Annotated in this window: 14 protein-coding genes; 10 read left to right on the forward strand and 4 right to left on the reverse strand. The window is 67.3% G+C overall.

Features of this window, described 5'->3' with window-relative positions:
• Positions 1 to 2: 2 nt before the first annotated feature.
• From ACYQR9_RS18080 to ACYQR9_RS18090, 3 genes are all read left to right on the forward strand, one after another.
• A complete protein-coding gene (locus ACYQR9_RS18080) occupies positions 3 to 488 on the forward strand; it encodes an NUDIX hydrolase (protein WP_461227598.1) in 486 nt (161 codons plus the stop codon).
• A gap of 143 nt (positions 489 to 631) precedes the next feature.
• Positions 632 to 1,036: a TIGR02301 family protein gene (locus ACYQR9_RS18085; protein ID WP_311275289.1), complete on the forward strand. Its 405-nt coding sequence runs from the start codon at positions 632 to 634 to the stop codon at positions 1,034 to 1,036.
• 167 nt (positions 1,037 to 1,203) lie between these two features.
• Positions 1,204 to 1,458 carry a hypothetical protein gene (locus tag ACYQR9_RS18090; RefSeq protein WP_056424475.1) on the forward strand — a complete coding sequence of 85 codons (255 nt, stop codon included), beginning with the start codon at positions 1,204 to 1,206 and terminating at the stop codon, positions 1,456 to 1,458.
• 122 nt (positions 1,459 to 1,580) lie between these two features.
• Here the strand turns inward: ACYQR9_RS18090 and ACYQR9_RS18095 are convergent, their stop codons facing one another.
• Positions 1,581 to 2,915, reverse strand: a complete 1,335-nt coding sequence (locus ACYQR9_RS18095) for a dihydroorotase (protein WP_461227599.1) — start codon at positions 2,913 to 2,915, stop codon at positions 1,581 to 1,583.
• Between the two features lie 151 nt (positions 2,916 to 3,066).
• Here ACYQR9_RS18095 and ygfZ point away from each other — a divergent pair, with 151 nt between their 5' ends.
• From ygfZ to dxs, 6 genes are all read left to right on the forward strand, one after another.
• Positions 3,067 to 3,918: a CAF17-like 4Fe-4S cluster assembly/insertion protein YgfZ gene (gene ygfZ / locus ACYQR9_RS18100; RefSeq protein WP_461227600.1), complete on the forward strand. Its 852-nt coding sequence runs from the start codon at positions 3,067 to 3,069 to the stop codon at positions 3,916 to 3,918.
• A gap of 295 nt (positions 3,919 to 4,213) precedes the next feature.
• The gene (locus tag ACYQR9_RS18105) at positions 4,214 to 4,834 is read left to right on the forward strand and encodes a DNA-3-methyladenine glycosylase I (protein ID WP_461227601.1); all 621 of its coding nucleotides are present in this window, start codon (positions 4,214 to 4,216) and stop codon (positions 4,832 to 4,834) included.
• A gap of 26 nt (positions 4,835 to 4,860) precedes the next feature.
• Entirely contained in the window at positions 4,861 to 5,424 is a 564-nt protein-coding gene (locus ACYQR9_RS18110) for an HD domain-containing protein (RefSeq protein WP_461229837.1), read from the forward strand.
• Positions 5,424 to 5,936, forward strand: coding sequence for a tyrosine phosphatase family protein (locus ACYQR9_RS18115; protein WP_419952591.1), 513 nt, complete (start codon positions 5,424 to 5,426; stop codon positions 5,934 to 5,936). The genes ACYQR9_RS18110 and ACYQR9_RS18115 overlap by 1 nt, the downstream gene beginning before the upstream one ends.
• A 160-nt stretch (positions 5,937 to 6,096) precedes the next feature.
• Positions 6,097 to 6,381, forward strand: coding sequence for an exodeoxyribonuclease VII small subunit (locus ACYQR9_RS18120; protein WP_461227602.1), 285 nt, complete (start codon positions 6,097 to 6,099; stop codon positions 6,379 to 6,381).
• Between the two features lie 97 nt (positions 6,382 to 6,478).
• Positions 6,479 to 8,464 (forward strand): 1-deoxy-D-xylulose-5-phosphate synthase, encoded by a 1,986-nt coding sequence (gene dxs / locus ACYQR9_RS18125; protein ID WP_461227603.1) that lies wholly within the window; start codon positions 6,479 to 6,481, stop codon positions 8,462 to 8,464.
• Between the two features lie 113 nt (positions 8,465 to 8,577).
• Here the strand turns inward: dxs and ACYQR9_RS18130 are convergent, their stop codons facing one another.
• Positions 8,578 to 9,117: a superoxide dismutase family protein gene (locus ACYQR9_RS18130; protein ID WP_056427325.1), complete on the reverse strand. Its 540-nt coding sequence runs from the start codon at positions 9,115 to 9,117 to the stop codon at positions 8,578 to 8,580.
• Between the two features lie 417 nt (positions 9,118 to 9,534).
• On the opposite strand from ACYQR9_RS18130, the gene ACYQR9_RS18135 reads away from it, so the two are divergent.
• Entirely contained in the window at positions 9,535 to 10,170 is a 636-nt protein-coding gene (locus ACYQR9_RS18135) for a hypothetical protein (RefSeq protein ID WP_461227604.1), read from the forward strand.
• Positions 10,171 to 10,292: 122 nt separating this feature from the next.
• Here ACYQR9_RS18135 and ACYQR9_RS18140 read toward each other — a convergent pair whose 3' ends face one another.
• The gene (locus ACYQR9_RS18140) at positions 10,293 to 10,526 is read right to left on the reverse strand and encodes a GcrA family cell cycle regulator (protein WP_018043414.1); all 234 of its coding nucleotides are present in this window, start codon (positions 10,524 to 10,526) and stop codon (positions 10,293 to 10,295) included.
• 580 nt (positions 10,527 to 11,106) lie between these two features.
• The gene (locus tag ACYQR9_RS18145; protein WP_461227605.1) at positions 11,107 to 11,517 is read right to left on the reverse strand and encodes an EF-hand domain-containing protein; all 411 of its coding nucleotides are present in this window, start codon (positions 11,515 to 11,517) and stop codon (positions 11,107 to 11,109) included.
• Between the last annotated feature and the right edge of the window lie 129 nt (positions 11,518 to 11,646).

Below are 11,646 nucleotides of genomic sequence, written 5' to 3' on the forward strand. Positions count from 1 at the left end.
TCATGAGCGATACAGCGAGCGAGGACGGCTCAGAGGGGCGACTTTTCCCGACACGTCCCTTTGTCGGCGCGTCCATCGCCGTCATCCGCGACGGACGGGTCTTGCTGGCCGCCAGGGCCAACGAGCCCCTTCGCGGAGTCTGGACGCTTCCCGGCGGGCTAGTGGAGCCCGGTGAGACCCTGGCGCAGGCCGCTCTGCGCGAACTGAACGAGGAGGTCGGAGTCTCGGCCGTGGTCGTTCGCTCCCTGACCCCGACGGAAATCATCCTGAAGGGCGAGGACGGACGCGTGCGCCATCATTACGTCGTCCATCCCCATGCCGCCCTCTGGGCAAGCGGCGAGCCGGCTCCCGGTCCCGAAGCTCTCGGCGTGCGCTGGGCTCTTCCCGAGGAGCTCGCGGATCTCGCCACCACGCCGGGATTGCGGGACACGGTGGACGAGGCCTTTGCGCAGGTCGCAGGCTTCGGCGGCCAAGCGGAATCACGATGAGGCCGACGCGCGCCTCGTCTTGGCCGGGAAACGGTGTAAGCCTGACGGACGAGGTTCGGGGCGACGGAGGACGGGGCGTGGCTGTGTCGTGGGTGAGGCGATGCCTGTCGCCTGTGCTGCTGTTCGCCGCCCTCGCGGTGGGCATGCCCGATCTCGCTTCGGCTCAGCAGCGCGCCAACCCAGGGCGACCCGCGCAGAAGGCCCCCGAGAAGGACAAGGAGCCCCCTGCCCCCGCCGAGCCGCCGCCCGCTCCCTACGACCGGGACCTGATGCGGCTCTCCGAGATCATCGGCTCCCTCTCCTTCCTGCGCAGCCTGTGCGCGGCACCGGACGCCGCCGAATGGCCGACACGGATGAAGGCGTTAATGGAGGCCGAGGGAGTGACGCCCGGCCGGCGGGACCGCCTCGCCGGGGCGTATAACCGAGGGTATCGCGGTTACTCCCTCACCTACCGGGCCTGCACGCCTTCGGCGACCGAGGCTGCGTCCCGCTATGTCGCTGAAGGGGAACGGCTTTCGCACGCCCTGGCCAGCCGTTTCGGGGGATGAGGCGGAGATGTTGCGCTTGGGATACAGGGCGCAAGGCTGAAGGAAATTCGTCGTATTCGACCGCCGGCGTTAACCGCTTCGCAATTCTTGGCTTCCCGACGCGCGAAGCTCAGCCTATGTTTCGGTCATCCGCCGAGCCATTCTTCGGCGCAACCGATGTTATCGCCATGCAGATCGACACCGCCCCCGCGCCCTTCGAGGCCGATCTCGACGACAAGCGCGTAGCCCTCGGCTACGTCTCGGAAGCGTTCGCGGAAGGCTGTCTCGACGGTCTCGACGGTGATTGCATGGCGCAGGCGGCCCTGTTCGCCGCGTTCCAGGAACTGGTGATGACCTATGGCGAGGATGCCACGGCGCGCTATGCCGAGGGCTTTCCCGAGCGCATCCGCGGCGGCGCCTTCACCACCGCCCCGCAGCATTGAGACACGCTACCGGGCCGCACCCGGCCCATTGACGACGAGCCTATGATGGAAAAACGAGCCGCTCGGGCATGTCCGGGCGGCTCGATGCGTTTATGGGCCGGATCGGCCTCGAAGAGTGGGCCTCACCTCGTCGGCAGGGCCTCGTCGAACACCACTGCTTCGCCGCTCGAAGGCCCGACGAGCTCGCCCTGCCACATCACCCGCTTTCCCCGCACGATCGTGCCCACCGGCCAGCCGGTGACGGTGACGCCGTCATAAGGGGTCCAGCCACATTTGGACGCGATCCATGGGTTGCGGATGGTCTCGCGGCGCTTGAGGTCCACCACCGTCACGTCGGCATCGTAGCCCGCCGAGAGCCGGCCCTTGCGGCTGATGCCGAACAGGCGCTTCGGACCGGCGCTGGTCATGTCGACGAAGCGGGCGAGGGACAGCCGTCCGTTGGCGACATGGTCGAGCATGATCGGGACCAGCGTCTGGACGCCGGTCATGCCGGAAGGAGAATCCGGATAGGGCTTGGCCTTCTCCTCCAGCAGGTGCGGCGCGTGGTCCGAGCCGAGGATGTCGGCGACGCCCTGCGCCAGCCCGCGCCAGATCCCGTCGCGGTGAGCAGCGTCACGCACCGGCGGGTTCATCTGCACCAGGGTGCCGAGACGGGCATAGGCCTCGGTCCCGTCGAGGGTGAGATGGTGCGGCGTCACCTCGACGCTGGCCACGTCCTTATGGTCGGCGAGATACACCATCTCCTCCGCCGTGGAGATGTGCAGGATGTGGATGCGGGCACCCGTCTCCCGCGCGATCCGCACCAGACGCTGCGTCGCCTTCAGCGCGGCCTCGGGCGAGCGCCAGACCGGGTGGGAGGACGGATCTCCCGGCACCCGCAGGCCCTTGCGCTCGCGCAGCATGGGTTCGTCCTCGGCATGGAACGCGGCCCGGCGCCGGGTGCGCTTCAGGATCTCCGCGACGCCGGCATCGTCCTCGACCAGGAGCGCGCCGGTGGAGGAGCCGACGAAGACCTTGATCCCCGCCGCGCCCGGCAGGCGCTCGAGGGTGGCGACCTCATGGGCGTTCTCGTGGGTCCCGCCGACCCAGAAGGCGAAGTCGCAATGCATGCGGTGGTGCCCGCGCGCCACCTTGTCGGCGAGGGTCTCGGCGCTGGTGGTCAGCGGGTTGGTGTTGGGCATCTCGAACACGGCGGTCACGCCGCCCATCACCGCCGCGCGGGAGCCCGATTCGAGATCTTCCTTGTGGTCGAGGCCGGGTTCGCGGAAATGGACCTGGGTGTCGATGACACCCGGCAGCAGGTGCAGGCCGGTGCAATCCTGGCGCTCGCCCTCGGCCCGGGACAGGTCGCCGATGGCGGCAACGCGCCCGTTCCTGATGCCGAGATCGGCAGCGTGCTCGCCGTCGTGATTGACGATCGTGCCGCCGGTGAGGAGGAGATCGAAGGGCTGGTCCATCGGGGTCGCTCCTGAACGGCGTTGAGACGCGGGTGGCGGCGGCTTATGTCAGCCTCGTGCGGCGCGCAACGTCGTACCTCGCGGATGGGCTCGCGGCGCAGCTTCACGTTGGCGCGCCGAGGACTTCGCGGGAGAATGTCGAGGAGTTGTCATGCCGATTGCCCTGCTGCCGGACCGCGCCGTCATCGCCATCGCGGGCGAGGATGCTATGAGCTTCCTCCAGGGCGTGGTGACCTGCAATATCGAGACCCTCGAACCGGGTGAGGCGCGGCTCGGCGGGCTGCTGACCCCGCAGGGCAAGATCCTGTTCGATTTCCTGATCTGGCGTTCCGGCGACGGCTTCCGCCTGGATTGCCCGGCCGAGCAGGCCCCGGCCCTGGCCAAGCGCCTCACGCTTTACCGCCTGCGCGCCAAGGTGACGATCGCCGTCGACCCGACCCTGGGGCTCGCCGCCGCCTGGGACGGGGCCGAAACCGCCGCCGGGACCGAGCGCCTCCGCGACGGGCGCCTCCCTGCGTTGGGCGAGCGCCTCGTCTTTGCCGAGGGTGCGTTCTCGGCCGATGCCACGGAGGCGGATTACCACGCCCACCGTATCGCCCTCGGCATCCCCGAGGGCGGACGCGACTTCACCTATGGCGATGCCTTCCCGCACGAGGCGCTGATGGACCAACTCGGCGGTGTCGATTTCAAGAAGGGTTGCTATGTCGGCCAGGAAGTCGTGTCACGCATGCAGCATCGCGGCACGGCCCGCACCCGCATCGTTCCGGTGATCTCCCGCGACGGGGAGGCCGTGACCTCCGGCGCGGAGGTGACTGCGGGAGCGCGGGGGCTCGGCACGATCGGGAGCGTGTCGGGCGCGCGCGGCCTCGCCATGCTCCGCCTCGACCGCCTCGCCGATGCGGTCGCCGCCGGCGAGCCGGTGCGCGCCGGCGCGACGATCCTCGGTGTCGAGAAACCCTCCTTCGCCACCTTCGCCTTCCCGGAGGTGACGCCGGCCGGGTGATCGGGGGCGACAATGACACTCGGTGATCGCACCTCTCCCCGCTTGCGGAGAGAGGACCGAACGCATCCCGTCGTGCCTTCGGTGAGTGGAGGCGAAGCCGGAGCGACGGTGAGGGGGCGATTTCGGAAGAGGCTCCTTGGGCCGAGCCCCCTCACCGTCGGCTGCCGCCTCGCCGCGCCGACGACGGGGTCGTCGCGGCCCTCTCCCCGCGTGCGGGGGGGATGCGCACCTGATCGCTTCTGACGAGGACCGGGCCTCCTGGTGTTCTTGATCCGTTCCGATTACGCTCTATCCCATGTCAGACGATTCCACAGGCCTGATCCATCATCCCGACGGCTGCCCGCGCTGCTGGTGGGCCGGGCTCGACCCGGTCTACGTCGCTTATCACGACACCGAATGGGGCGTGCCCGAGCGTGACGGCCGGGCGCTGTACGAAAAACTGATCCTCGACGGGTTCCAGGCCGGACTGTCCTGGATCACCATCCTGCGGCGGCGCGAGGGATTCCGCCGGGCCTTCGCCGGGTTCGAGCCGGAGGCCATCGCGCGGTTCACGCAGGCCGATGTCGAGCGGCTGATGCAGGATACCGGGATCATCCGGAACCGCGCTAAGATCGTCGGGACCATCGCGGGCGCCCGCGCCTTTCTCGCCATCGAGGAGCGCGGCCCCGGCTTCTCGCGCTTCCTGTGGGACTTCGTCGAGGGCAGGCCGATCCAGGGCCGGGCGACGGACAGGGCCGGCATCGCCACCGAGACGGAGGTCTCGCGTGCCATCTCCCGCGCCCTCAAGAAAGAAGGGTTCAGCTTCTGCGGCCCCACCATCGTTCATGCCTTCATGCAGGCGGTGGGCATGGTGAACGACCATCTGGTGGGCTGCCATCGACAGGCTCCCTGCGCCGCCATGGGGGTGGATCGGTGAGCACCGCCCCCCGCGCCTGGCAGCGGATGTTATCGGGCCGGCGCCTCGATCTCCTCGACCCCTCGCCGCAGGATATCGAGATCGCCGACATCGCCCACGGTCTCGCCCGCGTTGCCCGCTGGAACGGCCAGACCGCCGGACCGCACGCGTTTTCCGTGGCCCAGCACGCCTTGCTGGTCGAGGCTCTCGGGGCGGATCTGGCGCCCGGCCGGAGCCGGATGCAGCGTCTCGAACTCCTGCTGCACGACGCCCCGGAATACGTGATCGGTGACATCATCTCGCCGTTCAAGGCGGCGATCGGCCCGTCCTACAAGAGCGTGGAGTTGCGCCTGATGGCGGCGATCCGCCGGCGCTTCGGCTTGGCGGAACCCACGGAGGAAGAGGTTCGCCTCGTCAAGCGTGCCGATGCGGTCGCGGCCTATCTCGAGGCCACACGCCTTGCCGGCTTTTCCGAGGAGGAAGCCGGTACCATCTTCGGCCGCCCCGACGAGACGGGGCCGGAGGCGCTGGCCTTGATCGAGCCGTGGCCCATCGCCGAGGCGCAATCCCGGTTCCTCGCTCGTTTTCAGTCTCTTAGCCACGGTTTCTGATGCCGGACATTCACGTCTGCCCTCTGTCGCAACTGCCCCAGACCCTCGAGCGCATCGGGGCGAACCATCTGATGACCCTGATGAAGGTCGGCACCGCGATCGACCGGCCCGACAGCATCGCCGACGGGCGCCACTGCGTGGTCGAAGTCAGTGACATCGTCGCTCCCCTCGACGGGCATGTTCTTCCGGGCGAGGTTCATGTGCGTCGAATCCTCGATTTCGCCGCTTCATGGGATCGGGAGCGTCCGCTGCTGATCCATTGCTATGCCGGGATCAGCCGCTCCACGGCAGCGGCCTATATCGCCGCCTGCGCTCTGTCCCCGGAACGGGACGAGGCCGAGATTGCCCTTGCTCTGCGCGCCGCATCACCGTCGGCGACGCCCAACGCCCTGTTCGTGGACATCGCCGACCGGCTACTGGCGCGCGAGGGACGGATGTCGGCCGCCATCGCCGGGATCGGGCGGGGCGCGGATGCGTTCGAGGGAACCCCGTTCGTTCTCACGTTGGGGTGAAGAACAGGCCTCGGCCCAGCTTAGAATTGTGCCGAATCGAGTGTGGCCGAAACGACGCCACCCTTGACGAACTGCACGCCGATAGAGCAGCTGACGCCCCCTTGGGCTTGTCGGGCGGGCGGGCGCAGGCTTAGACCGGCACAATGAGGGGTAGCTTGGGATGACCGCAGCGCGATCCGCCGTGGCGGCGACAACCGATTCGAATGCGTCCGGTGAGGGGCTCGATCTGCCGTTCGAGAAGGCGCTCGAACAGCTCGAGGAGATCGTACGTCGGCTCGAGAAGGGCGATGTGCCCCTGGACGAGTCGGTTACAATCTACGAGCGCGGCGAGGCCCTGAAGCGGCATTGCGAAGGCCTGCTGCGGAAGGCCGAGGCGCGGATCCAGACGATCACGCTGGGGCCCGATGGGCGCGCGGTGGGGGTCGCTCCCCTCGATGTCGGCTGAGCCCTGGAGATCGTGATGATCTGTGGCTGTTTCGAAAATATTCATCTGCCGCAAGAGTTTGCGCGCATATCTTCCCTCCGGGCGTGAGGTTGCTTCGGTGTCACGGATAGAAACCTCGATCCTCGACGGGCTTGACGAGACGTCTGCTCTTCGCGCGCTTCCCGAGAGCCAGCTTCAGGCGGTGGCGGACGCTGTGCGTCTGGAGATGATCGACGCGGTGTCGGTGACGGGCGGTCACCTCGGGTCGGGGCTCGGCGTGGTCGAGCTGACGGTGGCGTTGCATCATGTGTTCGACACGCCCGACGACCGGATCGTGTGGGATGTCGGGCACCAGGCCTATCCGCACAAGATCCTGACGGGGCGGCGGGACCGGATTCGGACGCTGCGCCAGCCGGGCGGGCTGTCGGGCTTCACCAAGCGGTCGGAGAGTGTCTACGACCCGTTCGGGGCGGCGCATTCCTCGACCTCGATCTCGGCGGCGCTCGGCATGGCGGTGGGCCGCGATCTCGACGAGTCGACCGCCAAGGCCAAGGGGCAGCCCGCTCCGAAGCGCCGCAACATGGTGGCGGTGATCGGCGACGGTTCGATGTCGGCGGGCATGGCCTACGAGGCGATGAACAATGCCGGCGCGCTGCACTCGCGGCTGATCGTGATCCTGAACGACAACGACATGTCGATCGCCCCGCCGGTGGGGGCGATGTCGGCCTATTTCGCCAGGCTGGCCTCGGGCGGGACCTATCGCGGCCTGCGCGAGACGGCCAAGCAACTCGGCAAGCTGCTGCCGAAGGCGATCTACCAGCGCGCCGCGGCGGCGGAGGAATACGCCCGCTCGCTGGTGGTGGGCGGCGGCACGATGTTCGAGGAGATGGGCTTCCACTATGTCGGCCCGGTCGATGGGCACAACCTCGACCATCTCCTGCCGATCCTGAAGAACGTGCGCGATTCGGACCAGGGCCCGATCCTGCTCCATGTCGTGACCCAGAAGGGCAAGGGCTACGCCCCGGCCGAGGCCAGCGCCGACCGCTACCACGGGGTGGTGAAGTTCGACGTCCTGTCGGGTGTCCAGGCCAAGGCCAAGCCGAACGCGCCGGCCTATACGCGGGTCTTCGGCGAGAGCCTGATCAAGGCGGCGGATGCCGACGACAAGGTGGTGGCGATCACCGCGGCGATGCCGGGCGGCACCGGGATCGACCTGTTCGGCAAGGCGCATCCGGACCGGACCTTCGATGTGGGCATCGCCGAGCAGCATGCGGTGACGTTCGCGGGCGGTCTGGCGACGGAGGGCTACAAGCCGTTCGTGGCGATCTACTCGACCTTCCTGCAGCGGGCCTACGATCAGGTCGTGCACGATGTGGCTTTGCAGAACCTGCCCGTGCGGTTCTGCCTCGACCGGGCGGGTCTGGTGGGTGCGGACGGGGCGACCCATGCGGGCGCGTTCGATCTCGCCTATCTCTGCTGCCTGCCGAACATGACGGTGATGGCGGCCTCCGACGAGGCCGAGCTGGTCCACATGGTGGCGACCCAGCATGCCCATGACAGCGGCCCCATCGCGCTGCGCTACCCGCGCGGCGAGGGGGTCGGTGTCGACCTGCCCGAGCGCGGCGTGCCGCTGCCGATCGGCAAGGGCCGGATCGTGCGGCGTCCCGAGGGCGCGCGGGTGGCGCTGCTGAGCCTCGGCACGCGCCTGTCGGAGGCGCTGAAGGCGGCCGACCAGCTAGAGACGGCGGGGATCGCCGTGACGGTGGCGGATGCACGCTTCGCCAAGCCGCTCGACGAGGCGATGATCCTGGATCTGGCGGCGAGCCACGAGGTTCTGATCACCCTGGAAGAGGGCTCGGTCGGCGGTTTCGGGGCTATGGTGCTGCATCTCCTGTCGGAGAAGGGCGCGCTCGATGCGGGCCGGGTACGGGTACGGACGCTGACGCTGCCGGACACCTACCAGGACCACAACAGCCCCGACACCATGTATGCCGAGGCCGGCCTCGACGCCGACAGCATCGTCCGCACCGTTCAGGCCACCCTGCCCGAGCAGAAGGCACGGGCCGGCGCCAAGCTCGTCAGCATCGGCAAGGCCCAACGCTGACCGACCGTTACTGAACCGGGGCAGACATCACGGCCCCGCGGTCGCGGCGATCGTGATGTCGCCCTCTGCGCTCGCATCCCCTCCCGGCATCGGGCCGGGGATGCGATGGCGGGTTACTTGATCACCGAACAGGCGATGCGGGCGCCGGCGCCACCGATGGGCTGGCTCGTATGGTCGTCCTCATTGGCGTGGATGATCAATGCCGAGCCGTCGGCATCCTTGAGGCCGCCTTCGCCCGTAAGTGGCGTCTCGCTCGAGACCTCGGCATTCACCGAGCCATCGGCATTGGCATAGACGTTCGGCAGGTCACCCTCATCCGGTCCTTCCGGATTGAGCAGGCCGTGCTTGCTCTGGTCGTGGTTCACATGGGCCTTCGACTTCTCGAATTTCTCCATGTCCGAGCAATCCGCCACGGCGTGGAAGTGGATGCCGTGCCAGCCGGGAGGCAGCCCGCCGGGCTGAATCGCCAAGCGTAGCACCAGCGCGCTCGCTCCGTCGCGGATCGTGGCCGTGCCGATCGGTTCACCCTTCCCGTTGACGACCTTGCTCTCATAGGTCTGCGGCGCGGCATTCTGCGTGGCGGGGGCCGGGGCCTGTGCGAGGACTGGCGCGACGCTGCCCAGCAGGGCGAGGACCGACAGGAATCGTCTCATGGCGTTTCTCCTCTCCACGCCGGGGTGATTGTGGAGCGATACAGGGAAAATCCCGGCCGACCGTAGCCGAGGACGATCGCTGGAGCGGCGACGCCTTCGCTTTCGAGTCGTTAGCCATGTGTGTCGGCAGACCCCGGACGGCAACCGGTCGCGGTGGGCATGGTGCGGGCGGCCATGCTCCGTTTGCACAGCGTAGGGCCGACCATGGCCACGCGACAGGTAGCGAGCAGTGACGCCGCTGCCCTGCCCTGCATAGGTCGATGTCCCCATCGGCGGTCGGTTAACATAGCATCGTGGACGCCATCGTAAGCTTTCGTTAAGCTCTCGCCGCTGTCCGCCTCCGATTGCCGGGCGGCGCGTGCAGAGGTGGATCGCCGATATGCGTCCGATCTCTCGGCACCAGCCTGGAGAACGTCGATGCCAGTGCGGATCCATCGGGTTTCGACGATCGTTGCGGCGCTCGGCCTGTTGGCGATCTGGGCCATGTCCCCGGTCGATCCCGCTCTCGCTCAGGATGCTTCGCCCCCTCCCGCCGGGCGAGCATGGACCGACCCGCCCGATCGTAAGGCCACTCCCTCGCCTGTCGCCGCCCGCGAGGAGGGTAAGCCACAGGAGGTTCGTAAGGGGAACGCGCCGACTCGCGCGAGACAGGTTGCCGGCAGCCGTCGCGACGCGGTGGCTCATCGGCAGGTGAGCAGGAAGGCATCCGCACCCAAGGTCGCGCGCCGCATCGCTCCCGCCGACCGCCCGCCGATCCGACGCACGGCCGTCCGGGCTCCCACCCACCGATCCACAGGAGACCGCGCCTGGACCGTCCGGGCCTTTCAGCCGTCACGGGAGGAGGCGCCAGCCTATCGCTACGGCTATGTCCCGGACGAGGCTCCTGCCTATCACCGCAGGGAGGACGAAGTGACGGATTACCGGGCGGCCCGTCTGCGCCAGGCACGGGAAGCGGGATATCTCGTCGTCCGTGGCAGCGATCTTCGTACTCTTCGCGGACGGCCCCTGGAGACCCTCCGCGAGCCAGAGGATCAGGACGATCCCGAGGATTGATCCCTGACCAAACTAGGTCGCTGAGACTTTCGCTGCGTATGGGCGCGTCCGGTGACGCTCACGCAAAAAGCCCCGCCGGGAATGCCAGCGAGGCCTGAGATCTACGCGGAATGAGTGGCGCGTTAGCGAAGCCGCCCGGGGCGGGCTGGCTCGAACACGATGCGACGGTGGAAGGCACACCAGCTTTTGCCATCCGGCGCAGGCGCTCCACAGCACACTGCGCGATCGTTAGGCTCGCCGATGATGAACTTACACACGAAGGCACCCGACTGCGCGAAGGGGACACGCAGTTCAGCCGATGGCTCGGCAATGGCGTCTGCATCGCCGATCTGTGACAGGCGAACGAGCTGATTCATGTAAAACGTACTCGCAGGGTTCTGCGTCTCTGGCGGGCGCACGCCCGATGGGACCGGATTGAAATCCGCCGCGCGAACGTTTCTTCGGTTCCGGAACACGATTCGTGCTCCAGTTCCTTCCGATCCGCCCCGTGACTTCTGGAAAGTCACGATACGACGTTGTCATGATGTCGTTGTATCTAGGGATCTTTCGCCCTTAAACAAGTCTCTGTGCACCAAGGTGCTGCAGCGCACAGGAATTCGTGCATTTCTGCGCGTTCAGCGGACGAGGGTTGGGCTTTTTAGCACTCTGTCTCTTTCGATTCGGGGAATTCCGGCAACGTGAGTCGGCCGCGATAGGCTCGAAGACGCCGAGTGATTCGCCGGTAGCATAGGTGCTCGACCCGTTCGGGTCGGTTCGTGGCACCGGGTCGAAGGCCTGACGCGATCGTTCCGGCGGCAGATGTTTCAAGCTGTCTGTGGTTCCGGAACGGCAAGACAAAAACCCCATGCGCCGGTTCGAGCCGGTGCATAGGGTCTGGTCGTTCTATCGAAGCCGTAAGACTTGGCTAGCGGCTCGTCGCGAGGGTGAGCCGCCTGCTTACTTGAGCAGCTTCACCAAGGCCTTGCCGGCCGGGGTCTTCAGTTCAGCGGCATCGAGGGTGCCGTCGTTGTCCGGATCGGCCGCCTTGAAGCGGGACTCGACGAGAGCGAGATATTCTTTCTTGTCGAGGGTGCCGTCATTGTCCGGATCGGCTTCGGCGATCACCTTCTTGCCGCCGCGGCCCTTCAGTTCCTTGGCGTCCAGGGTGCCGTCCTTATCGCCTTCGAGGGCGTCGAACTTGGCACTTGCAACAGCCTGGACTTCCTTCAGGTCGATCGTGTCGTCATTGTCGGTGTCGATCATCGAGATGATCTTGTTGCCCTTGGCGGAGGCCGGAGTGGCGAGAGCGACGGGGACGGCCAGGGCGGCGATGGCAAGGAAAATAGGAAGTTTGGAACGTGCAATCATGCGTAAAGCTCCTAAGTTAATCAGCATAGTGGCACTATCACACGCCTTTGCAGATGCGAAGGTGTCCTGGTGCAGGGCAGCAGCTCGTTTGTAGGCCAGCTGTGGATGGCCGATCCGTCGCTTTGGACG

It is taken from the genome of Methylobacterium sp. CM6241 (genome assembly GCF_054817845.1).

Bases quoted from the DNA above. Each gene is read 5' to 3' on its own strand.
- ACYQR9_RS18080 (WP_461227598.1), top strand. From the start codon at position 3: ATGAGCGATACAGCGAGCGAGGACGGCTCAGAGGGGCGACTTTTCCCG.
- ACYQR9_RS18085 (WP_311275289.1), top strand. From the start codon at position 632: ATGCCCGATCTCGCTTCGGCTCAGCAGCGCGCCAACCCAGGGCGACCC.
- ACYQR9_RS18090 (WP_056424475.1), top strand. From the start codon at position 1,204: ATGCAGATCGACACCGCCCCCGCGCCCTTCGAGGCCGATCTCGACGAC.
- ACYQR9_RS18095 (WP_461227599.1), bottom strand. From the start codon at position 2,915: ATGGACCAGCCCTTCGATCTCCTCCTCACCGGCGGCACGATCGTCAAT.
- ygfZ (WP_461227600.1), top strand. From the start codon at position 3,067: ATGCCGATTGCCCTGCTGCCGGACCGCGCCGTCATCGCCATCGCGGGC.
- ACYQR9_RS18105 (WP_461227601.1), top strand. From the start codon at position 4,214: ATGTCAGACGATTCCACAGGCCTGATCCATCATCCCGACGGCTGCCCG.
- ACYQR9_RS18110 (WP_461229837.1), top strand. From the start codon at position 4,861: ATGTTATCGGGCCGGCGCCTCGATCTCCTCGACCCCTCGCCGCAGGAT.
- ACYQR9_RS18115 (WP_419952591.1), top strand. From the start codon at position 5,424: ATGCCGGACATTCACGTCTGCCCTCTGTCGCAACTGCCCCAGACCCTC.
- ACYQR9_RS18120 (WP_461227602.1), top strand. From the start codon at position 6,097: ATGACCGCAGCGCGATCCGCCGTGGCGGCGACAACCGATTCGAATGCG.
- ACYQR9_RS18130 (WP_056427325.1), bottom strand. From the start codon at position 9,117: ATGAGACGATTCCTGTCGGTCCTCGCCCTGCTGGGCAGCGTCGCGCCA.
- ACYQR9_RS18135 (WP_461227604.1), top strand. From the start codon at position 9,535: ATGCCAGTGCGGATCCATCGGGTTTCGACGATCGTTGCGGCGCTCGGC.
- ACYQR9_RS18140 (WP_018043414.1), bottom strand. From the start codon at position 10,526: ATGAATCAGCTCGTTCGCCTGTCACAGATCGGCGATGCAGACGCCATT.
- ACYQR9_RS18145 (WP_461227605.1), bottom strand. From the start codon at position 11,517: ATGATTGCACGTTCCAAACTTCCTATTTTCCTTGCCATCGCCGCCCTG.